This is a genomic window from Variovorax sp. YR216 (assembly GCF_900107745.1).
GTDB lineage: Bacteria > Pseudomonadota > Gammaproteobacteria > Burkholderiales > Burkholderiaceae_C > Variovorax.
In genome coordinates this window covers 1-21,770 of sequence record NZ_FNRO01000027.1, presented here as the reverse complement: position 1 = coordinate 21,770, position 21,770 = coordinate 1, and the positions used below count along the sequence as shown (strand labels likewise).

The 21,770-nt window shown below is 66.9% G+C and carries 20 protein-coding genes; 7 read left to right on the top strand and 13 right to left on the bottom strand.

Translation table 11 applies throughout. From position 1 onward, the window contains the following. Positions 1 to 122: 122 nt before the first annotated feature. Positions 123 to 1,085 carry a ketopantoate reductase family protein gene (locus tag BLW05_RS33205; protein WP_093168843.1) on the bottom strand — a complete coding sequence of 321 codons (963 nt, stop codon included), beginning with the start codon at positions 1,083 to 1,085 and terminating at the stop codon, positions 123 to 125. Positions 1,086 to 1,208: 123 nt separating this feature from the next. Here BLW05_RS33205 and BLW05_RS33200 point away from each other — a divergent pair, with 123 nt between their 5' ends. From BLW05_RS33200 to BLW05_RS33190, 3 genes are all read left to right on the top strand, one after another. Next, entirely contained in the window at positions 1,209 to 1,532 is a 324-nt protein-coding gene (locus tag BLW05_RS33200; RefSeq protein WP_177142922.1) for an alpha/beta hydrolase, read from the top strand. Positions 1,533 to 1,916: 384 nt separating this feature from the next. After that, positions 1,917 to 2,891, top strand: a complete 975-nt coding sequence (locus BLW05_RS36695; RefSeq protein ID WP_256330622.1) for a hypothetical protein — start codon at positions 1,917 to 1,919, stop codon at positions 2,889 to 2,891. 42 nt (positions 2,892 to 2,933) lie between these two features. After that, the gene (locus BLW05_RS33190) at positions 2,934 to 3,431 is read left to right on the top strand and encodes a hypothetical protein (RefSeq protein ID WP_093168841.1); all 498 of its coding nucleotides are present in this window, start codon (positions 2,934 to 2,936) and stop codon (positions 3,429 to 3,431) included. A 9-nt stretch (positions 3,432 to 3,440) separates the two neighbouring features. Here the strand turns inward: BLW05_RS33190 and fabI are convergent, their stop codons facing one another. The 8 genes from fabI to BLW05_RS33150 all read right to left on the bottom strand — a co-directional run bounded on the left by fabI (position 3,441) and on the right by BLW05_RS33150 (position 11,422). Next, positions 3,441 to 4,223 (bottom strand): enoyl-ACP reductase FabI, encoded by a 783-nt coding sequence (gene fabI / locus BLW05_RS33185; protein WP_093168839.1) that lies wholly within the window; start codon positions 4,221 to 4,223, stop codon positions 3,441 to 3,443. Beyond that, positions 4,220 to 6,661: a DUF3141 domain-containing protein gene (locus tag BLW05_RS33180; RefSeq protein ID WP_093168837.1), complete on the bottom strand. Its 2,442-nt coding sequence runs from the start codon at positions 6,659 to 6,661 to the stop codon at positions 4,220 to 4,222. Before BLW05_RS33180 ends, fabI begins: the two co-directional genes overlap by 4 nt. A gap of 11 nt (positions 6,662 to 6,672) precedes the next feature. Continuing rightward, positions 6,673 to 7,239, bottom strand: a complete 567-nt coding sequence (locus BLW05_RS33175) for a GNAT family N-acetyltransferase (protein WP_093168835.1) — start codon at positions 7,237 to 7,239, stop codon at positions 6,673 to 6,675. Positions 7,240 to 7,306: 67 nt separating this feature from the next. Continuing rightward, positions 7,307 to 7,612, bottom strand: a complete 306-nt coding sequence (locus tag BLW05_RS33170; RefSeq protein ID WP_093168833.1) for a hypothetical protein — start codon at positions 7,610 to 7,612, stop codon at positions 7,307 to 7,309. Positions 7,613 to 7,699: 87 nt separating this feature from the next. Continuing rightward, positions 7,700 to 8,890, bottom strand: a complete 1,191-nt coding sequence (locus tag BLW05_RS33165; RefSeq protein WP_093168831.1) for an acetate/propionate family kinase — start codon at positions 8,888 to 8,890, stop codon at positions 7,700 to 7,702. Continuing rightward, positions 8,887 to 9,828, bottom strand: a complete 942-nt coding sequence (locus BLW05_RS33160; RefSeq protein WP_093168829.1) for a bifunctional enoyl-CoA hydratase/phosphate acetyltransferase — start codon at positions 9,826 to 9,828, stop codon at positions 8,887 to 8,889. The genes BLW05_RS33165 and BLW05_RS33160 overlap by 4 nt, the downstream gene beginning before the upstream one ends. 150 nt (positions 9,829 to 9,978) lie before the next feature. Further along, positions 9,979 to 10,458 (bottom strand): carboxymuconolactone decarboxylase family protein, encoded by a 480-nt coding sequence (locus BLW05_RS33155; protein WP_093168826.1) that lies wholly within the window; start codon positions 10,456 to 10,458, stop codon positions 9,979 to 9,981. 85 nt (positions 10,459 to 10,543) lie between these two features. After that, on the bottom strand, positions 10,544 to 11,422 hold the full coding sequence (locus tag BLW05_RS33150; RefSeq protein ID WP_093168824.1) for an RNA polymerase sigma-70 factor: 879 nt from the start codon (positions 11,420 to 11,422) through the stop codon (positions 10,544 to 10,546). Between the two features lie 144 nt (positions 11,423 to 11,566). Here BLW05_RS33150 and BLW05_RS33145 point away from each other — a divergent pair, with 144 nt between their 5' ends. The 3 genes from BLW05_RS33145 to BLW05_RS33135 are packed head-to-tail and all read left to right on the top strand — an operon-like array spanning position 11,567 to position 16,650. Beyond that, the gene (locus tag BLW05_RS33145) at positions 11,567 to 15,262 is read left to right on the top strand and encodes a GAF domain-containing protein (protein ID WP_177142921.1); all 3,696 of its coding nucleotides are present in this window, start codon (positions 11,567 to 11,569) and stop codon (positions 15,260 to 15,262) included. Position 15,263: 1 nt separating this feature from the next. Further along, entirely contained in the window at positions 15,264 to 15,605 is a 342-nt protein-coding gene (locus BLW05_RS33140; RefSeq protein ID WP_093168820.1) for an Hpt domain-containing protein, read from the top strand. After that, complete coding sequence (locus BLW05_RS33135) at positions 15,598 to 16,650, top strand: adenylate/guanylate cyclase domain-containing protein (RefSeq protein ID WP_093168818.1); 1,053 nt, start codon at positions 15,598 to 15,600, stop codon at positions 16,648 to 16,650. Before BLW05_RS33140 ends, BLW05_RS33135 begins: the two co-directional genes overlap by 8 nt. Here BLW05_RS33135 and BLW05_RS33130 read toward each other — a convergent pair. From BLW05_RS33130 to BLW05_RS36220, 3 genes are all read right to left on the bottom strand, one after another. Continuing rightward, the gene (locus BLW05_RS33130; RefSeq protein WP_371127011.1) at positions 16,647 to 17,426 is read right to left on the bottom strand and encodes an alpha/beta fold hydrolase; all 780 of its coding nucleotides are present in this window, start codon (positions 17,424 to 17,426) and stop codon (positions 16,647 to 16,649) included. The genes BLW05_RS33135 and BLW05_RS33130 overlap by 4 nt on opposite strands. Positions 17,427 to 17,561: 135 nt before the next feature. Then, positions 17,562 to 18,632 carry a TAXI family TRAP transporter solute-binding subunit gene (locus tag BLW05_RS33125; protein ID WP_093168814.1) on the bottom strand — a complete coding sequence of 357 codons (1,071 nt, stop codon included), beginning with the start codon at positions 18,630 to 18,632 and terminating at the stop codon, positions 17,562 to 17,564. Between the two features lie 45 nt (positions 18,633 to 18,677). Continuing rightward, positions 18,678 to 19,568, bottom strand: coding sequence for a hypothetical protein (locus tag BLW05_RS36220; protein WP_093168811.1), 891 nt, complete (start codon positions 19,566 to 19,568; stop codon positions 18,678 to 18,680). Positions 19,569 to 19,795: 227 nt separating this feature from the next. Between BLW05_RS36220 and BLW05_RS33115 the strand changes: the two genes are divergently transcribed. Further along, positions 19,796 to 20,962 (top strand): BamA/TamA family outer membrane protein, encoded by a 1,167-nt coding sequence (locus BLW05_RS33115; RefSeq protein WP_093168809.1) that lies wholly within the window; start codon positions 19,796 to 19,798, stop codon positions 20,960 to 20,962. A 515-nt stretch (positions 20,963 to 21,477) separates the two neighbouring features. Here the strand turns inward: BLW05_RS33115 and BLW05_RS33110 are convergent. After that, on the bottom strand, positions 21,478 to 21,770 hold a 293-nt coding region (locus BLW05_RS33110), incomplete at its 5' end, for an acyl-CoA dehydrogenase C-terminal domain-containing protein (RefSeq protein WP_177142920.1).

Sequence of the window (21,770 nt, the reverse complement as noted above, 5' to 3'; positions counted from 1 at the left end):
ATGACGTCGTCCAAATGAACTGTCCAATCGGTCAAAAACATGGGCGATTGTCGGAATCCCTGCGCGCTTTTTCAATCGAGGGCTAACCCGCAGGGAAAGAAAGGACGGGGCAGGCTTGAGCTTCAGGCGCCGGCAGGCGACGGGCGCGCCTGCACCATGCACATCAGCGCGTACAGGGATTCCAGGCTGGGCGCGGACACGCCGTGCTCACGGGCCGATCGGACCACGTTGCCAAGAATCGGTTCGACCTCGAGTTCGCGTCCAGCCTCGAAGTCCGCGGCCATGCTGGTCTTGTACGCGGGCATCGCTGCGGTGCTGCGCAGGGTGTCCTCGATGACGGATTCGGCAATGGGATAGCCGTTGGCCGCCGCCACCGCGGCCGCCTCCTGCATGACGCGCCGCACGAACTCTCTGCCTTGGGGCGGCGCGAGGATGGTGCGCGTGTCCATGGCGCCGCCGAGCACGGAGATCGGATTGAAGGCGACGTTCCAGAGATTCTTGAGCCACCGCGACGCCGTGATGTCGGCCTGCACGTCACACGGCACGCCGACTGCCGCGAACAATTGTGCAAGGCGTTCGACGGCGGCGGAGGTGCCCGCAGGATAGCAGCCCATCGCCAGCCTGCCGAGGGCGTGGTGGCGGACCTCTGCGGGGCCCGCCCGGGTCGCGGCGACGAAGGCGAGCACGCTGACCAGTTCGTTCTGTGGGAACGCGGCGGCGATGTCTTCCTCGATGCCGATGCCGTTGCCGACCAGAACAATTGCCGTTCGAGGGCCGATGGCCGAGCGGATCAAGGCGCACCGGTCCACGCCGCGCACGGCCTTGAGCGCGACCCACAGATAGTCCGGTGGATCCGCGACTTTGCCGGCCTGCCCGGGACTGTCCAAAACCCGAGCCGGGCGGAACACGCCGTCTCCCCATTGTGTGCTGTAGATCCGTATCCCCTGCTCGCGAACGGTGTTGCGGTCGGACCTGCTGACCACCGACACCTCGGCGCCGGAGCGCGCCAGCATCGCGCCGTAGAGGGATCCGATCGCGCCGGTACCGAGGACGAGAACGCGGGGAGGTCTGTCTCGCTCTGCCATGAGGGCATGTCTCCAAGAATAAGCGCGATCAATGTACGACTGGTTTGACCAATCGTCAAACAATCATCCGAGCGACTTGGAAGTACCCCACCAGGATCGTTGTCTCGTTGTCTCGTTGTCTCGTTGTCTCGTACCTGGGACATCGTGATTGGCGGGCATGGCCCCGATCTGGAGCGCCTGGACGCAGCGTTGTCCCTGGTGGCCGAGCATTTCCGGATCGACCCGCAGCGCCTTGCATTTGCGGGCTTCTCCGACGGCGGCAGCTACGCGCTGTCGCTGGGCCTGACCAACGGCGACGTGGCAAGCCGCGTGATTGGAATGTCGGCAGGTTTCATGAACGCGTTCACTCAGACGGAAACACCGCGAGTTTTTCTCGCACACGGCGCAGTGACAGCCAGTTGCCCATCGAGGCCAGCGCCCACACGAATGCGCGCCGAAGCGCCCTAGCGGCGTTGGAGTTGTGGGCACGAAGGCGTCAAGCAAGAGGAACTCCCCGTCTGAGAAGGCCTCTGCGAAGGTGCTGCCCGCAGGAAAACCGGATCTGAAGAAGGAGCCCACCAGGAAGGCCGCCTCCAGCAAGGTCGCGGCACCGGCGAAGGGTCCCGGCCAACAAGAAGTCCCCGGCAAAAAAGGCGCCTGCCAAGAAGTGAGCACTTCGATGGAATTAGGCCTCGGGCCTAGCATCGTTTACGACTCTATTAGCCTGTTTACGACCTTATTGGCTCGTTTACGACTGTATTGGTCTTGAACAACTTCGGTGCGCCCCAGACCAGACAGACAGATCACGAATCACGTTTAGGATCAGAGGCTCTGTAACAAGGAGTTTCAATCGTGATCCTGAGGTTCCCATCGACCGCTTGCGCCATTGCGGCCGCGGCATCTGTCCTGATTGCGGGCTGCGCCACGCAGTCCAAGAAGGCCGAATCCGAACCAGTGACCGCCGCTGCGGCGCCTGCTGCCGTTCCCGCGCCGGCGCCAGTGGCCGCACCGGTCAAGCCCGAAGCAACGAAGGTCGTGCGCAAGGGACCGCAGCCGCTCACCTACGACGACGTGAAGAAGACAGCGCGCAGCGCAGGCAGCCATGCCGCGGCTTCGAAGCGGCTCGTCGGCAAGACGGTGGAGCTCGAGCTCGCGAAGAACAACGAAGGCGGTCGTGTGCCCGCCAACGCCTATGCAGTGCCGGGATCGGACGACACGTATTTCTTCTGCCGCAATGCGCCGGCAGGATTCACCGGCGGCGAAGTGACCGGGAAGATCGTGAAGTACGCCTACCGCTCCGACGCAGACTTCATCGCGGTCGACCTCGATCGCTGCGTGCCGAACGCAACGCAAGCCAGCGCACCCGCGGCCGCGCCAGCTCCCGCACCCGCCCCGGCGCCCGTTGCAGCGGCCCCCGCCCCGGCACCGGCGGCAGCCAAGGGCGGCGCCAAGCCCGGCATGGACGCGCAGGGCAATGTGATCGACTCGTCGAAGATCGAAGCCGGCAGCGGCCGGACCGTGAAGGGCATCAACGACTTCGAAGGCGAGATCACCGGGAATCCGGCGAAGAACTCGAAGTTCACGCAGCTGCAGATCGGGATGTCGGTGCGCCAGGCAACCGACATCGCTGGTCCGCCGACCGACCAGGGCGCCTACATGACGGGCAAGGCGTGGATTCCGTTCTACTTCGGCAGCGACCGCCACCGCTTCGAGATGACCTACAAGGGCCAGGGCCGCCTGATCTTCGCCGGCGGCGGCATGGGCGACTTCTCGAGCGGCAATCTCATCTGGATCATTCACAACCCGAACGAGAGCGGCTATCGTTGACAGTCATGCCACAGCGCATGAGGCCCTGACGGAGGGAAATGCATGACCAGTGCCCAGACCGATCGCGCAACATTTGCTGGCGTTCTCGCGCAACTCGTGCGAAACCGCTGCGCTTCGGGCGCCGATCGAACGTCGCGCACGGGTCTGCAGGCCACCATTCCGGTCAGTGAGCGTCCAGCGGTTCGCCGCGGCATCGAGGGGCTGATCGATGCCGGCGTGCTCGCGGTACACGGCGAGGACATCGGGTTCACGGCCGATGGCTGGCAGTTCCTGGCCTATGCCCAGAAGACGCAAGGCCAGAAGGCGGTGGTCGAACGCCATCACGCCGACCCTGCCGCCCTGGAGCGCGTTCTCGGGAAGATCGAGCAGGACGAGCGATTCGAGCCCTACCGTGACCTCGACGAGGTCCGCACCCTTCCTGCGCGTCTCGAGAACTACCGATCGCTGCGCCACGACAAGCGGATGCCGATGGGCTGGCTCGTCGTCACCACCGTGCTCGTGATCGTCGCAGCCGTGGTGACGCTTTTCATCAGGCGCTGAGCGCATGACTCACGCCATGATGTGCACCCCACCATCCACATAGACCGTCCCGCCGCTGATGCGGCGCGCGTAAGGTGTGGCGAGGTAGGCGCAGGCGAAGCCGACGTCCATGATGTCGACCAGCTCGCCGACCGGCGCCTTCTGCGCCGCCTCGGTGAGCAGGAGGTCGAAGTCCTTCAGCCCCGAAGCCGCGCGGGTCTTCAGCGGCCCCGGCGACATCGCGTGCACGCGGATGCCTTTCCCGCCCAGCTCGTAGGCCAGGTAGCGGCATGAAGCCTCGAGGGCGGCCTTCACCGGGCCCATGACGTTGTAGTTCGGCACCACGCGATTGGCACCGTAGTAGCTCATCGCGATCATCGTGCCACCATCGCGCATCAAGGGCGCGGCAAGCCTGGCCATGCGGATGAAGGAGTGGCACGAGACATCCATCGCCTTGGCGAAGCCGTCCGCCGAGCAGGACAGCAGGCCACCCTGCAGGTCATCCTTGGGCGCCCAGGCGATCGAGTGCACGAGGATGTCCAGCTTGCCCCATGTGCGCTCGACTTGCGAGAACACGGCTTCGAGCTGTCCGGGCTCGCTCACGTCCAGCGGCATCAGCAAGGATGCATCGAGCTGCTTCGCGAGCGGCTCGACGTAGCCTCGCGCCTTCTCGTTGAGATAGGTGAGCGCGAGATCCGCGCCGAGCTCGTGAAACGCGCTCGCGCAGCCATAGGCGATCGAGTGCTCGTTGGCAACCCCGACCACCAGGGCCTTGGCATCCTTGAGGACGGGGTGCGGCGTGCCGTAGGTCATTTGCGCGCTCCCCGTGCGGTCTTGGCCGCGGCTCGGGCCGGCGCGGCCGCCTTCACGACCTTGGCGGTCTTCGCGGGCTTGGCCGTGCTCGTCGATGTCTGGGTGCGCGCTCTCTTCCGCGCGGCGACAGCGAGCATCGGCTGTTGCCGCATGCCAGGGGTCGGCAGCGCTTCGCGGATGCGCTCGTAGGTCGCCTCCTGTGTCGGCGTCGCGCGGATCGCCGACACCCGCGGATCGGCGAGCAGCCGGTCGAGCAGGGTCACGAAGCGCTCACGATCTTCCGCCGATTTCAAGAGGCCCGGCAGCGTCGCCAACGCATGCTCCGGCTCGTAGCGGCAGATGAGTTCCTGCCGGCCGCGTATGGCGTGCCACTCCTGCGCGCTCAGCGGCGGGAGCAGATCCGCGTACTCGCGTGCGAGCTGGCTCTTGAGCTCGACGCGCGCCAGCGGCAGCGGCTCGCCCTTGCGCGCGAGCAGGCACGCGGCGCGCGCCAGCGCCTCGGCGTAGCCGCCCTGCCCGATCGCAGCGAGGGCCTCTTTCACCACCGGCTGTTCGCGCGGCGCGATCGGCTCCTCGCCGGCCTTGGCGGTGTGCTTGCGCAGACCCGGATGCAGGGCCGGGAACAGAATGCCGAAGGTCTGGAAGAACATCGCCTCGCTCGCCGCGTCGCGCATGTCGCGGTAGTAGTCGAGCGACGCGCTGATCCAGGTCGAGGCCACGCGCTCGGCCTGCTTGAACGGCGAGCCTTCGGGCGCGGGCTGGCGCGCGCCCCGCACCGCTTCCGCCATGGGTCCAACCCATGCGAACCAGGGATTGCGGTCCGACGGAATCGATTGCTCCAGCCGCATCGGATTCAACCGGCGGCCGATCTCGGCCGTGGTCTCGTTGGACATCGCCTGCACCAGCGGCTGCACGAAGAGCTCATAGGCCTTCTGGTTGAACTCGGACATCTCGGCCACGGCCTCGAACGGTTCCTCGTCCTTGCGCTCGAAGCGGTTGAAGTGCGCCACGATGTCCTCGAGCTCCTTCTCGACGAAGCTCACCTCGTAGCGGATCTTTCCGTTGCCATCGCCGACCTCTTCGATGTGCATGCCATAGAGCCCCGGCGGCAGCGCCTCGATGGACTCCAGCACCTCGACGATCTGCGCATGCTCCTTCGTCGCGACCTTGCCCGAGACGAAGATGCCCAGGTGCCCCACGTCCTTGTGCAGCAGGCCGATGATGACCTGCCCGCGCGCCTTGATCTCGTCGGTGGAGCCGTAGACATCGGCCACCCAGTTGAACGCCTGCTCCGGCGGCGTGATGTTGTCGCCCATCGATGCGAACAGGACGATCGGCGAGCGGATCTCGCGCAGGTCGAACGACTTGCCATTGCTGCCCATCGTGCCTGACCACAGCTTGTTGCCGACGAACAGGTTCTGGACGATCCAGTCGATCTCCTTGCGGTTCATCAGGTAGAAGCCGCCCCACCAGCGCTCGAATTCGAGAAAGCGCGGCGGCTCGGTGTCGATCTTGGCGTAGAGGTTGTAGTACTTGTCCCAGAGCGCGTTGGCCGGGTTGAGGTTCGCGAAGTTCGACACGAGGTGTGCGCCGTCGAACACGCCATTGCCCAGGTCCGCGCTGAGCGATGAGAGCCAGCTGCCGCCGAGCAGGCCGCCCGAATAGCGCATCGGGTTCTCCGCCTCGCCCTCGTTCCATGCGCCGCCCCAGTAGGACATCGGCGCGCCATTGATGACGATCGGGCCGGTGTCGTCGGGGTCCGACGACGCCAGCATCATCGCGGCCCAGCCGCCCTGGCAGTTGCCCACGATGGCGGGCTTGAGGCTGTCCGGATGCAGCTCGCGCACCTTGCGAACGAAGATCTGCTCCGCGGTGCACACGTCGGGCAGCGTCTGCCCCGGCTGGGGATCGGGAAAGAAGATCACGAAGTACACCGGATGCCCCGCGCGCAGCGCGACGCCGACCTGCGAGTCGTCCTTGAAGCCGCCGATGCCCGGGCCGTGGCCTGCGCGCGGATCGATGATCACGTAGGGCCGCTTCTTCGGATCGACCGTCACGCCCTTGGGCGGCACGATGCGCACCAGCGCATAGTTGACCGGCCGCGCGAAGCCACGCGCATCGAGCACCATCTCGCACTCGAAATGCAGGAGCGGCGGCCGGCCCGCCTCCTCGTGCTCGTGGTAGTTGTTGCCACGCTGGCGCAGCGTGTCCAGGAACAGAACCGACCGCTGCGACGAATCGATCACGTACTTCGCCCAGTCGTTCCAGAACGACCACGTCGGCAGACTCGCGCTCTTCGCATCGGCCGGCCACGCCTGGCCGGCCTGTTCCACGCGATCCTTGAAGCGCTTCTGCGCCACCTGCGTGCGATGCTGGTACAGCCGCGCGAGCCGGGCGGCGCGCTCGGCGGACTGGGTCAGTCCCTTTTGGACGGGCATGTCGGTTCCTTTCATTGGGATTCGGGAGCGGCCGGAGCCGCGAGATCCATTTCGATGTGCGTCACGCCGCCATCGCGTCGCTTGCGCATCGGAAGCCCGCAGCGGTTGAACACTGCGAGCATCGGGGCGTTGTCGGCAAGCACGTCGGCCTCGAAGCGCACGATGCGGTGCCTGCGCGCGATCTCGATCATGGTTTCGAGCAGGCGCGTCGCCAGGCCGTTGCAGTGGTAGTCCTCTTCGACCGTGAAGGCCACCTCGGCGGCCCGCGCGCCGTCGGGCGCATCGAAGACCACGTAGGTGCTGCTGCCGATGACGATCTCGTCGTCGCCCTCCCCGAGGGTCACCGCGAGCCCGGCGAGGTGCTCGAAGTCGATGTCCTTCAGGCGATCGAGCGTCTTCTCGGGCAGCGCCTTCACATGCGTGAAGTAGCGGGTGTAGATCGATTCCGGCTCCAGCGCCGCGAAGGCCGCGACGATGCGGCCCCGGTCATCGGGGCGCATCGGCCGGATGAGTGCGGGCGTGCCGTCGCGCAGCGCGATCCGGCGGCGGAACTGCATGTCGTCGCTGCTTTCGCCCATGGCGCTTTCTCCAGCCGGTGTTGAACGGTGACCGCTTCGATGCGCGGGCAACCTGCGAAGTGCAGGTTCAGTGGTGCTCCATCCGCTTCTGCAGCCGCTCGCGGATGGTGTCGATCAGCGCCTGTGCCTCGACCGGGCCGAGCACGTCATAGGCCTTTTCGCGCACCATGAAGGCCATCATCAGCGTCTCGCGCAGCTTCTTGAAGGCGAGCGGGTTCTGGTGCCCGCAGACCGAGTCGTTGTTCTTCAGCACGGCCTCGATGACGCCGGGGTCCATCATCTTCACCTGGCAGATCGATGCTTCCCGCATGATCTGCGACAGGACGTCGTCGATCTGGTGAGTCCAGACGCTTTCTCTGGGTGTATCGGTCATATGAGCCCCATTGGTGAAAGTGATGGTCGTTGAGTCTAGTCGCGAGATTCATGCCTGACCATGAAAAGCGTATGAATCCGGAGCCTCTCAATCCCTGCCCTCGACCACGCGCCGGGTGTGGCGCGCGATCATCAGTTCCTCGTTCGTCGGGATGACCCATGCCGCCGTCCTGCTGCCGGCCGTGCTGATGCGCGGGCCGCCGCCGGCGTTGGCCTGCTTGTCGAGTTCGATGCCCAGCCAGGCCGCGTCGCGGCACACGCGCTCGCGGATCGCGGCGCTGTTCTCGCCGATGCCGGCGGTGAACACCAGCGCATCCAGTCCGCCCATCGCCGCGGCGAGCGAGCCCAGTTCGCGGCGGATGCGATAGACGAAGACATCCACCGCCGTCTTCGCGCGCGGGTCATTCGATTCGAGGAGATTGCGCATGTCGCTGGAGATGCCCGACATGCCCAGCAGGCCCGACTGGCTGTAGAGCAGCTTCTCGATCGCGCGCGCATCCATCTTGCGCTCGTCCATCAGGTAGAGCAGCACGCCCGGGTCCAGCGAACCCGAGCGCGTGCCCATCGGCAGGCCCTCGACCGCGGTGAAGCCCATGGTGTTCGCGACGCTGCGGCCGCCGTCGATCGCGCACATGCTCACGCCGTTGCCCAGGTGGCAGACCACCACCTTGCCCGCCGCCGCCGCCGGATCGTGGGCGGGCAGCGCGGCGCTCACGTACTCGTACGAAAGCCCGTGGAAGCCGTAGCGGCGCACGCCGGCATCGTGCAGTTCCGAAGGAATCGCGAAGCGGCGCGCCACGTCCTCGTTGGTCGCATGAAAGGCGGTGTCGAAGCACGCGACCTGTGGCAGATCGGGCTGGTGCTCGAGCAGCAGCCGGATCGGCGCGAGGTTGTGCGGCTGGTGCAGCGGCGCGAGCGGCACCAGCTTGTCGAGCGATGCCAGCAATTCGGGCGTGACGCGCTCGGGGTGGACGTGATGCATCCCGCCGTGCACCACCCGATGGCCGACCGCGTGCAGGTCGTAGTTTGATCCTTCTGCGCGCAGGAACGCAGCGAGATGCGCGACCGCACCCTGGTGCCCCAAGGCGGTGCCTTCGCCCCATCGCTTCTCGCCGACCACGCGGCCCTCGCCGTCGCGCGCGATGAAATGGGGCGCGGTGTGCAGCCCTTCGACCTGGCCGCGCAGCACCGGTGCCAGCCCGTCATGCTGCTCGACGAAGAAGAGGAACTTGATGCTGGAAGAGCCGGCGTTGAGGACCAGGATGCCCGGCTGCTTCATGCGACCACTTTCGGCGGCTGTTCGCGTCGTGCGCGTGCGACCAGACTGGCTACGGCGCACGAGGCGAGCCGCGCGATCAGCGAGTCTGCGCGGCTCGTGAGGATGATCGGCACGCGCGCCCCCAGCACGATACCCGCCGCATCTGCACCGGCCATGAACGTCAGGCTCTTGGCGAGCATGTTGCCCGCTTCGAGGTCGGGCACGATGAGGATGTCCGCTTGTCCCGCCACCGGCGAGGCGATCTTCTTGATCTTCGCCGCGTTGAGGTCGATGGCGTTGTCCAGCGCGAGCGGCCCGTCGAGGATGCCGCCGGTGATCTGCCCACGATCGGCCATCTTGCACAGCGCGCCGGCCTCGACCGTGGTGGGCACGTTGGGGTTCACCGTCTCCATCGCCGAGAGGATCGCCACCTTGGGTGCACCATTTCCGAGCGCATGGGCCAGGTCGATCGCGTTCTGGATGATGTGGACCTTGTCCTGCAGCGTCGGAAAGATGTTGACCGCCGCGTCGGTGATGATGAGCGGCTGATGCAGCGCCGGCACGTCCATGACGAAACAGTGACTGACGCGCCGCCCGGTCCGCAGGCCCGTCTCACGCTTGACCACCGCGGCCATCAGCTCGTCGGTGTGCAGGCTGCCCTTCATGAGCGCCTCCACCTTGCCTTCGCGCGCGAGGCGCACCGCCGCTTCGGCCGAAGCTTCGCTGTGCGGCGTGTCGACGATCGAGAGGCCGGAGATGTCCAGGTCGCAATCGGCGGCCACCGCCCGGATGCGCTGCTCCGGCCCGACCAGGATCGGGGCGATCAGGTTTTCTTCCGCCGCCTCCAGCGCGCCCCTGAGCGAGCTCTCGTCGCAGGGGTGCACCACCGCGCACGGAATCGGATCGAACGCCCGGCAGGCTGCAATCAGGCGTTGGTACTTCTCATGCTTGTTCTCCATCGGGAGAGTCCTCCAGCGCATCAGGAGGAGACATCGTGTGTCGCGAAGACGCTGATGTCAACGCAACTTCCGTGACGATGATCAAATTGACACGGGGTTGGCATGCCGCGGCCGCGACGCCGTGTAAGCGCTTGTTGCCGCGCCGCAGCCTCAGCTCAGATCGGCCTTCTCGAGCCCGTATGCCTTGTCCGCCGATCCGGGCGGGGTCTTGAACGCGGCGTTGGCGCGGTTCCAGGCGTTGATCGCCATGACCAGGAACGTGAGGTCCGACAGTTCCTTCTCGGAGAACTGTGTGCGCGCACTTTCGAAGAGTTCGTCGGACACGCCGTGCGGCGGCAGATGGGTGAGCGCCTCTGTCCAGGCCAGCGCGGCGCGTTCCTTCGCGCTGAAGAGCGGGGACTCGTGCCAGATCGCCACATGGTGGAGTCGCAGCTCGCGCTCGCCGTGGATCTTCGCCTCCTTCACATGCATGTCGAGGCAGAAGCCGCAACCATTCATCTGCGAGGCCCGGATGTTGACGAGGTCGTGGATGGCGCGGTCGATCCCGCTTTCCTTCAGCGCGTTGCTGAACTCGACGAACTTCTTGAACAGCTCGGGCGAACGCTGGATGTAGTTGATGCGTTGGGTCATGGTTTCTCCGGGTTTGAGGCGCACACCGTGTGCGCCATATCCGGAAGACGTTCGACCCCGTGCGGTTGTGACACGCGCCGCGCAATCAATACCCGAGCATCGCCGCAAGCCGCGCCAGCTTGTCCGGATTGCGCTGCACATGGATGCGCACGATGCGCTGCCCGTCCGTCTCGTACGACTGCGCCGATTCGAGCGCGCCATCGATGAAGCGCAGCAGGCCCCACTGCCCGTTGAGGTTCGCGATTTCGACGCGCTGCGCCGCACCGTGGCGGCGCGCGCTCGCAAAGTACAGCTGCGCGATGCGCTGGCTGCCCACCAGCGGCTTGCCGAAGCTCGGCACCTTGCCACCGCCGTCGCCGATCAGCTCGGCCCGTTCGGACAGCATCGACTTGAGCGCCGCAAGGTTGCCGTCGGTGATCGCCGCCGCGAAGTCGCCGAGGAGCCGTCGGTGCGCGTCGGGCGAGACCTCGAAGCGCGGGCGCTCCTCGCGCAACTGCGCCTTCGCACGATGCACGAGCTGCCGGCAGGCGGCTTCGCTCTTTCCGATCATCTCGGACACCTGCGGATAGTCGGCATCGAACACCTCCCGCAGCAGGAAGGCGGCGCGCGCCTCCGGCGACAGGCGCTCCAGCAGCATCAGGAAGGCGGTGGAAACCTCGTCGGCCCGCTCCAGCATCTGGTCGGGGGTCGGCGGCGAATCGGTCAGGATCGGTTCGGGCAGCCAGATCCCGACGTAGTGCTCGCGGCGCACCTTGGCGCTGCGAAGCCGGTCGATCGACAGGCGCGTGGCGATCGTGACCAGCCAGGCCTCGGCGCTGTCCAGCGTCGCCGGGTCGGTCTCGTGCCAGCGCAGCCAGACGTCCTGGACCACCTCCTCGGCCTCGGCCATCGAGCCGAGCATGCGGTAGGCGATGCCCTCCAGGCGGGGGCGGAGCTGGTCGAAAGTGCGGGTTGAATCGTCCATATCTCGCGTAGACGTTCGGGGCCGGCGGTTTGTGACATCCGGGCGGGGCGGCGATCTTGCCACGCCGATTCCGTACGCCGCTAGACTCCACGCCGTATGCGCCGCCGGCGCGTACACCACCCTACCGCAGGAGCCCGACGCCCCATGGCAGAGTCCCGGTCCCGGCCATCGTCGCGACTTGCCGCTCGCGCAGGAGCCGCACCGCGCCTGCCGCTGGAACGCCTCGTCGACAGCGGGATCCGCCTGAACGCCCTCGGCAGCGAGCGCGAACTGCCGGCCGTCCTGGTCCGCGAGGCGGCGGCGTTGCTGGGGGCGCAGCGCGTCATGCTCGTACTGGACTCGGGTGGCAGCCTTCGCATCGCCGGGTCGAAGCTGCCGCGCGGCGAGAAGGCCGCGGAACTGCTCCGCGCGATCGGACCCTGGCTGGCCGAAGCCCGCCACAACCGCTCGGCCCGTCTGCGCCATGGTCCGGAAGGCGCGAAGCCCGCGGCGCAGCGCTCGTGCCTCATCGCCCCGCTGATCGCCCCATCGATCGCGCCAGGCGACGTGGCCGGCTTTCTCTACGCCGACGTCGAAGGCCCGCGGGGCCGCTTCGAGCGCGCGCACCAGGATGTGCTTGCGGCACTCGCGGCCCAGGCGGCGGGCGCGCTGGCCGGCATCCGCACCCGCGAGCGCCTCGAAAACGCGCTGGCCGCGCGCACCGCCGAGCTTGCGCAGAACGCGGGCGCGCTCACGCTGATCGACAGCATCCAGGAAGGCATCGCAGCGCGGCTGGAGTTTTCCGCCATCGTCCAGATGGTCGGCGACAAGCTGCGCGAGGTCTTCGACTCCGGCGACGTCACCATCCTGTGGTGGGACGACAAGACCAACCTCGTGCAGGCCCTCTACCGCTACGAGCACCACCGGCCCCTGCCGCTGCCGCCGGCCCGCCCGCTGAAGCCTGGCGAGCCGCTGGAGCGCATCCTGCTGCGCCGCGAGGTGGGTGTCCTGAACACACGCGAGGAGCAGACCCGCATCGGGCTCGCCCCGCACCCAGGCACCGACTGGGCGCTTTCGCTCGCCGCAGTGCCGATCCTCGGGCGAGACCGCGTCCTGGGGGCGCTCGGTCTGCAGAATCACGAGCGCGAATACGCCTTCGGCCGCGAGCAGATCCAGCTGCTGGAAACCGTGGCCGCGACCATGGGCGTGGCGCTGGAGAACGCCCGGCTGTTCGACGAAACGCAGGAGGCGCTCGCGCGGCAGACCGCCACCTCGGAGGTGCTGAAGGTGATCAGCGGCTCGCCGACCGACGTGCAGCCTGTGCTCGACACCGTCGCAGAGCGCGCCGGGTTGCTGTGCCGCGCCGAAGGCAGCCGGGTGTGGCTGGCCGCGGGCGACTGCCTGCGCGCCATGACCCGCTACGGGCCCGCCTACGGAGGCGACGGCGCGGGCCTGGAACTGCCGATACGCCCCACCTCGATCGCCGGACGAGCCTTCGTCGAGCGGCGCTGCGTGCATGTCGAGGATGTCGTTCCGCTGATCGACGCCGAGTATCCGGATGTCCGCGAGCTTCAGGCGCGCAACGGCTTTCGCACGGTGCTGGCGGTGCCCATGCTGCGCGACGGCCGGGGCATGGGCGTGATCTCGCTCCTGCGCAACGAAGTGCGGCCCTTTTCTGCGGCCGAAATCTCGCTGGTGCAGACCTTCGCCGACCAGGCGGTGATCGCGATCGAGAACGCGCGCCTCTTCAACGAGACGCGCGAGGCGTTGGAACAGCAGACCGCGACCACCGATGTGCTTCAGGTCATCAGCGGCTCGATGGCGGATGCCCAGCCGGTCTTCGACAAGATCCTCGAGAGCTGCCAACGCCTGTTCTCCAGCGCGCAGATGGGCATCGCGCTGATCGGCTACGACGGCCTGGTCCATCTTGGAGCGCATCGCGGTTCCGCGCGCGAGGTGCTGGAGAGGCACTATCCACGCGCTCCGGAACACGCACCCGAGGGCAGCAAAGTCATGGCCGAAGGCGAGGTGATGCACATCCCGGACGTGATGGCCGAGCCGCACCTGCCGCAGTTCATGCGCGAAATCGCGGGAAGGGTCGGCAGCTACGCGATCATGATCGCGCCGCTGATGTGGGAAGGCCGCTCCATCGGTTCGATCCACGTCACGCGCCAGCCCGTCGGCCCGTTCGCGGACAAGGAGATCAAGCTCCTGAAGACCTTCGCGGACCAGGCGGTGGTCGCGATCCAGAACGCCGCACTGTTCAAGCAGGCGCAGGAGGCGCGCGCCGCCGCCGAGGCCGCGAACGAGGCCAAGAGCGCCTTCCTCGCGACCATGAGCCACGAGATCCGCACGCCGATGAACGCGGTGATCGGCATGAGCGGGCTGCTGCTCGACACGCAGCTCGATGCAGAGCAGCAGGACTACGTCTCGACGATCCGCGAATCCGGCGATGCGCTGCTGACCATCATCAACGACATCCTCGACTACTCGAAGATCGAGGCGGGCCGGATGGACATCGAGTCGCATCCCTTCGATCTGCGGGACTGCGTGGAGACCGCGCTCGATCTCGTGAGCGCGCGCGCCACTGAAAAGAACCTCGACACCGCCTATGTGTTCGAAGGCGATGTGCCCGATGCGGTCAGCGGTGATCTCGCGCGATTGCGGCAGGTGTTGCTCAACCTGCTGAGCAATTCGGTGAAGTTCACGGAACGGGGTGAAGTGGTGGTGTCCGTCAGCGCCGAAAACCTGCCCAATCGCGCGGTGCGCCTCACCTTCGCGGTACGCGACACCGGCATCGGGTTGTCGGAGCAAGGCAAGAGCCGGCTCTTCCAGTCCTTCTCGCAGGCCGATTCGAGCACCACCCGCAAGTACGGCGGCACCGGGCTGGGCCTCGCGATCAGCAAGCGGCTGGCCGAGCTCATGGGTGGCACCATGTGGGTCGAAAGCGCCGGGCCGGGCACCGGCTCGACCTTCTTCTTCACCATCGAGGCGCCGATCGCGGGCGCACAGCCGAGCCGCCGCCGCGACTTCGTCGGCGTTCAGCCCGAGATGGCCGGCAAACGGCTCCTCATCGTCGACGACAACGCGACCAACCGCCGCGTGCTGTCGCTGCAGACGGCCAAGTGGGGCATGGATTCGCGCGCGACCGCATCGCCGCTCGAAGCGCTGCAATGGCTCGACGCGGGCGAGCGCTTCGACGTCGCGATCGTCGACATGCACATGCCGGAGATGGATGGACTCACGCTCGCGCAGCGCATCCGTGCAGGGCATGCCGCGCTGCCACTGGTCCTCTTCAGTTCCGTGGGCCGGCGCGAGACGGGCGATGGCGAATCGGTGTTCAGCGCCTACCTCTCGAAGCCGATCCACCAGTCGCAGCTTTTCGACACGCTCGCCGGCCTGCTGGTGCGCGACCCCTCGGCCCGGCCTGCCCCCACCGCAGCGCCGAAGCCGCAGATCGACCCCTCGATGGGTGCGCGGCATCCGCTGCGCATCCTTCTCGCGGAGGACAACGCGGTCAACCAGAAGCTCGCGCTGCGCCTGCTGCAGCAGATGGGCTATCGCGCCGATCTCGCTTCCAACGGGATCGAGGCGGTGGAATCGGTGCAGCGGCAGGCCTACGATGTGGTGCTGATGGATGTACAGATGCCGGAGCTCGACGGGCTCGATGCCGCGCGCCAGATCTGCACGATGCTCAAGGCGCCTGCGCGCCCGCGCATCGTCGCGATGACCGCGAACGCGATGCAGGGCGACCGAGAGATGTGCATGGCCGCGGGCATGGACGACTACCTCACCAAGCCGATCCGGGTCGACCGGCTTGTGGAGGCCCTGAATAGCGTGCCCGCCAGAAAGGACCGTTGAAATGAGCGAACCGATCATCGACCCCGCGACCTTTGCAGAACTGCAAGAGACTGCGGGCGCCGATTTCGTCAATGAACTGGTGCAGACCTTCATGGAAGAAGCGCCGGCGATGCTGCAGGAGCTTCGCGAGGCGCTCGCGGGCGGCAATGCCGACGACTACCGCCGGGCGGCACATTCGCTGAAATCGAACAGCCTGACGTTCGGCGCGCGCACGCTCGGCGCGATGGCGCGGGAGCAGGAACTCGGCGGCATGCCCGCGGACCGCTCGCCCGCGCCATTGGAAGCACTGGCACAGGAATACGCGCGCGTCGCCGCGGCGCTCACGGAGCTTTGTCATGGGTGAACCCCGCCATGCGCCCGCCCGCCTGCTGGTGACGGACGACAACAAGGTCAATCGCCTGCTGATGACACGCAGCCTTGAACTGCAGGGCCACACCGTCGAATGCGCCGAGAACGGACGGGTGGCGCTCGAATTCCTGCGCCGCGCCCCCTTCGACCTGATGCTGCTCGACATGGAAATGCCCGAGATGAACGGCTTCCAGGTGCTGGAGCAGCTCAGCGACGACCCCAAGCTGCGCGACCTGCCGGTGATCGTCACGTCCTCGCTCGAAGGCGTGTCGAACATTGCGCGCTGCATCGAACTGGGCGCCGAGGACTACCTGCACAAGCCCGTCAATCCGGTGCTGCTCAAGGCGCGCATCGATTCGAGCCTCGAGAAGAAGCGGCTGCGCGATCAGCAGAAGGAAATGGTGCGGCGCTTCGCAACCTCCGAAGTCGCGCAGGACCTGCAGCAGTCCGGCTTCGCGCTCGGCGGCCGGCGGGTGCATGCGACGGTGATGTTCTGCGACATCCGCGGCTTCACCGCGCTGGTCGAATCACAACCGCCGGAAGAGACGATCGAGCTGCTCAACACCTACTACACGCTGATGTTCGATGCCATCAACGGCCATGGCGGCGTGGTGAACCAGATGATCGGCGACGGGCTGATGGCGATCTTCGGCGCGCCGCTGCCGCTCCCGGACCACAGCGCGGCTGCCGTGTACGCGGCGCTCGACATGATGGAGATGATCGAGTTGCTGAACGTGGAGCGCGTTGCCGCGAAGAAGACCGCGCTGCGCATCGGCGTGGGCATTGCCACCGGCGAAGTGGTCGCCGGCTACACCGGCACGCATCAGCGGGCCACCTACACCTGCATCGGCGACACGGTGAACCTCGCGGCGCGGCTGGAGGAGCACACGAAGCTCGCCAAGCGCTGGATCCTGATCGACCCCGCGACGTGCGCCGAGATCGAGGGCCGCATCGAGGTCGAGGCGCTCGGCCCGGCGCAGTTCAGGGGAAAGTCGGCGCCGGTCGAAGTGCACGCGGTCGCCGGGCCGGCGCCCACTTAGGCGCTGCCCACGACCCTGTCGATCCACGCGAGGAGCACGGCGACGACTTCCTCGCGGTTGGTCTCGTTCAGCGTCTCGTGGCGCGCGCCGCCAAAGACGTGGGCCGACACGTCGCGCAGGCCGGCCTCGCGATAGCGTCGCACGAGCGGATAGAACCACTCGCCCTTGTGGCTCACCGGATCCTGGTCGCCGATGAACAGATAGAGCGGCAGCTCGGGACGAATGTGCTCACGCATGACGGCCGGCGTGAGATCGGTGACGTTCGCGAACATCGAGCCCATGCCCTCGGGCGTGACAGTGAAGCCGCACAGCGGGTCGTCGACATAGGCATCGACCTGCGCCGGGTCGCGGCTCAGCCAGTCGAAAGGCGTCCGCACTTCGGGCAGCGCGGCGTTCATGTCTTCAAGACGGAAGCCGGATTGCAGTGCCGCGCCCAGCAGGTCCAGCGCAGCAGTGCCGGAGAGCACGGCGCCGGCCAGCATCTCGCTGTACTTCAGGAGGTAGTACTGCGTCGCGAACGATCCCATGCTGTGCCCCAACAGGATCAACGGCAGGCCCGGATGCCTGCCGCGCGCATGGCGGCTCAGCACGGCCATGTCGTCGACCAGGCCCGCGAAACCGCGCGTGCCGAAATCGCCCAGCTCTCCGCGTGACTGCGCCAGCCTGCCGTGGCCGCGATGCTCGTTGGCATACACCGCGCAGCCGGCCCGCGTCAGCGCGTCGGCCAGCGGCCTGTACCGAAGCGAATGCTCGCCCATGCCATGCGCGATCTGCACGACGGCGCGCTCACGCGATGGGTCCGTCCCTTGCCAACAGTGAGCCTCGATCGGCTGTGCGTCGCTTGCGGTAAGTTGGAAGTGGGTTTCCGTGCTTTCCATCTGTCGTCATCTCCCGTTTGTGAAGACGAGAGCCTACCGCTTGCAGATGCCGAGCACCATCTCCTGTTCGGTACAGGGACGCGTCCTGGGTGGTGGGCTGGAGGTGTACGACGGCGCGGCGGCCTGGCTTGCGATGCAGGTGCGCAGCCGCTTCTCCATCGGCCCGTAGTAGCGCCAGCCCTGCCGCAGCGGCGGCAGTTCGAGGCGCACCTGCTTCCACTTCGGATGGCCGTTGGCCTGCAGCTTGTCGAAGTTCGTGCACAGCGAATCGGCGAACCGCACCAGATTGCCGACCGTCGACTGCAGCCCGTAGTCGTAGGTGACGAGGTAGGCCTTCACCGTCAGCGTCGGCACGTCCTCGGTGAGCCAGCTGGGGTAGCTCGAGGTGCGGATCGTCGCGGGGAAGTAGGTCTTCATCGCGCGGGCCGATTCCACGGCCTTCTCATCGAGCTTGAGAATCTTGATGTACTTGCGCGCCTCGGGCTTCATGTCGGAGAACAACTTCGCGGGCTGCCCGGCGACGATGATCGCGACATCGATGCTCTTCTCGACGGTGAGCTGCGCGAGCGCCTCCTCGTTGGTGAGGTACTGCGCGCTGGCAGCGGGAATAGCCTCGTCGAACATCATCTGGTAGAGCGTGCGCGAGGTCAGTGCGGTGCCGCTGCCGATGGGGCCGACGCCGATCTTCTTGTTCCTGATCTCGTGGATGTAGTCGAGTGGCGAATCGGCGCGCGCGACGAAATAGATCTCCTCGTCATAGAGCGGCATGATCAGCCGCAGCGGCCGGATGATGTTGCCCGCATCGGGATTGCCGGTCTTCGCCTCGTCGAGGAAGGCCTGATACACGTCGGACTGCACCAGCGCAAGCTTCACGCCGGGCTCGAAGCGCATGCGCGAGATGTTCTCGGCCGAACCCTTGGACTCCAGCACCTCGAGCTCGATGCCCGCCGGCTCGGCAACGTACTTGGCAAGGTCCCGGCCGATCTGGATGTAGGTGCCGGCCTTCGACGCGGTGACGATCTTGTACTGCGCCCTGGGTTGCGCGCCGGCAAACGGCAGAAGGGCAATCAGGATCAGCCCGGTCAGTATGGATCTGAGTGGCATGTCGGCTCCTTCGGGGTTGATGATCGATTGCGCTGCAACGGCGCCTCACGGCGCCTTGCGTGCCTCCGTCGAACACAGCGACAGCGCGGCGAGCGCTTCATTGCATTGCGCGTCCTTCGCCTGCGCGGGCGCACTGCGCCTGGCCGCGGCCGGCGCCGCGGATGGCGGTGTCGTGGCGACCGGCGTCGCCGGCGCGGGAACCTGTGCTGGCGTCGTCGCGCCCGCCGTCGGCGGTTCGCGGGGCTCCGGCACGCCGAGTGCCTGCGACGCCCTCTTCGCGGCATCGCGAAGCTGCTCGCGCCGGGTTTCCTGCTCCTGCAGGCGCCGGTCGAGTTCCTCGCGCAGGGGCTGCAGGGTCGGGTTGTCCGAATAGTCGGCGTCGAGCGAGTCGAGCGTGCGTTCGGCAGCGCTCAGGTCGCCGCGGCCGAGGGCCGCGCGCACCTGCGCGATGTCTGACTGAAAGGCGCGGGCCTTGCCGGGCTCGGTGCGCTTGTCGAAGTAGAAGTAGTCGAGCGCGAGCGTGAGCGCGAACAGCACCATCGCCGCCACGAGGCTGACGGCCAGTCCGCCGATCCACCGCATCGGGCGTGAACGCGCGGGCTCCTCCTTCTGCCATAAGGTGTCGGGGGCGGTGTAGGCAGGCCGGCCGGCGCGCAGGGCGATCGGCGCCGCAGGGGCCGCGACGACGGCGCGTCCCGCCGCCGCCTTCTGCCGCGTGCGCCTGGGCATGATCAGCGTCTGGTCGTCGTCCAGCGGCGGCAGCGTGTCGGGGCTCTCGAACTCCGAGAGGGCATGCAGGCCGTCCACCTCCTCGGTGGGCGCGCCCTGGTCATAGCTGCAGAAGGGGCAGATCCTCTCCTGCGGATGCAGCAACGCCGCACAGTGCTTGCAGGGCACCGAAAACGCGGGCGGGTCCGAATGGGCCGAAGTCGACATGGCTCCCCACGACGGCTGGTGATACCCGGCAGGCGCGCGCACTTCCTGTGCGGTCGGCCATGCCGTGGATGGATCAAACCATGGCGAGCCGCACCGACTTGTTTCAAGTTGAAAGCGCGCCCGCGGCACACCTCCTCCATGCACCAAAGTGCCATAGACCACCTCCGGACGATCCAGTACGTTGAGCTTGCGGACTCCCCGCCAAAGCCCCGAAAGGAACGCGCTCCATGGTCGGCCGCTTCGCCGCACGCTGCAGAAATGCCCTCGTTCTGTTGCTTGCTGCCGGCACCCTGTCCCAGCCGGCGCGTGCCTTCATGGAAGGCTTCATCGACCAGCAGGACGGCCACCTCGACATCTCGGACTGGATGATCGAGCGCAAGGGCTTCCTGCCGGTGCCGATCGTCATCACCGAGCCAGCGGTCGGCTACGGCGGCGGCGTGGCGCTGCTGTTCGTGCGCAATTCACTCGGCGAGAGCGCCGAGCGCGCCAAGGAGACCGGGCACATGACGCCACCGGACATCTTCGTGGTCGGCGGGGCCGCAACCGAGAACGGCACCAAGGCCGCCTTCGCCGGCGGCATGATGACCTTCCTGGATGACCGCTGGCGCTGGCGCGGCGGCGTGGGGCGCGCGGACGTCAACCTGGCCTTCTACGGCATCGGCGGCAGCGGGCTCGGTGGCGGCGCGAACAGCATCAACTATTCGCTCGACGGCTGGATGTCGCTGCAGCAGGTGCTCCGGCGCATCGGCGAGAGCGACAACTGGCTCGGCGCGCGCTGGATCTTCCTCGATCTCAACAGCAAGCTCGATCTCAGCCAGGACCCGCGCTCGGGCCTCTCGCCGGATCAGACCACACGCCGATCCTCCGGGCTCGGGCTCACGCTGGAGCACGACTCGCGCGACAACATCTTCACGCCTTCGAAGGGCTGGACCGGCGCGATCGACGCGACCTTCTACGACCCCGACTGGGGCAGCAACACGCGCTTCCAGAGTTACCGCGCGCACGTGTTCGCCTACCTGCCGCTCGACAGGAGCCTGGTGCTCGCCGGCCGGCTCGACGGCCGCAGCGTGAGCGGCCGGGTGCCCTTCTACATGCTGCCCTTCATCGACATGCGCGGCATTCCTGCCGCGCGCTACCAGGACGACCACACCGCAGTGGTGGAGACCGAACTGCGCTGGTCGTTCACGCCGCGCTGGGCGGCGGTCGGCTTCATGGGCGCCGGGCGCGCGTGGGGCAAGTCGACGGACTTCAGCGACGCGACGACCGCAGTGAGCCGGGGCGTGGGCTTGCGCTACCTGATCGCCAGACGGCTCGGCCTGTGGGTCGGGATGGACTACGCCAAGGGTCCGGAAAGCGGCACCTGGTACATCCAGGTCGGCAACGCGTGGCGCTGATTGAGCGCGCGCTCCGCACTGTAGGGAATCTTTGAAGTTTTCAGTTAGTCAACCTTTAGTTCAGTAAAAGTTCAGTAGAAGGCCTCACCTTCACCTACTTTTCAGTGAGCACGACCGGCGCGCCAGCGCCCTTGTCCGCTTCCCCCAAGCAGCCGCGCGCCGCAACGTCGGTGCTCGGATGAAAGCGCAGCCGCCCAGTTAACCCATGCTGGATTCCACCACCTCGCTGCAGGAAGCCCTCCACTGAGGAAGTGCCAGTGCGGCACCCGGAATGGCCGGAAAGCGGCGACATGCAGTCGTCCGCGCTCAAAGAGGGGGAGAACCGCAATCGCTGCAGAACGGCATTCCCCGGTCTGCCGTTCGACAGCAATTCCGGGCCCAACTCAGTCCATCGACCTCGACTGCTCTCCGGCGGGTCACCGGCGCAAAGCGGATCTCGTCTCAGATCCGGCCATCAGCCCCGCCTTTCTGCGCAGAGCGGACGTCTCGATCACGCAGCCGAGAACTTGCCAGGCTTAGAAGGCATCGAGCGCCAGCGCGGTCACGCTGTCCGCGCCATCGACGATGCTGTCGCGCAGGCCGGGGGCCTTGTTCAGGATGTGCTCGGCGTAGAAGCGCGCCGTCGCGATCTTGGCCTTCATGAAAGGCACGTCGGTGCCCGCCTTCACGAGGTCTTCGGCCACCAGCAGCGAGCGTGCAAGCTGCCAGCCCGACACCAGATTGCCCGCCAGCATCAGGTAGGGCACGCTGCCCGCGAACACCGCGTTGGGCGACGCCTTGGTCTGTCCGGCGACGAAGCCGACCACAT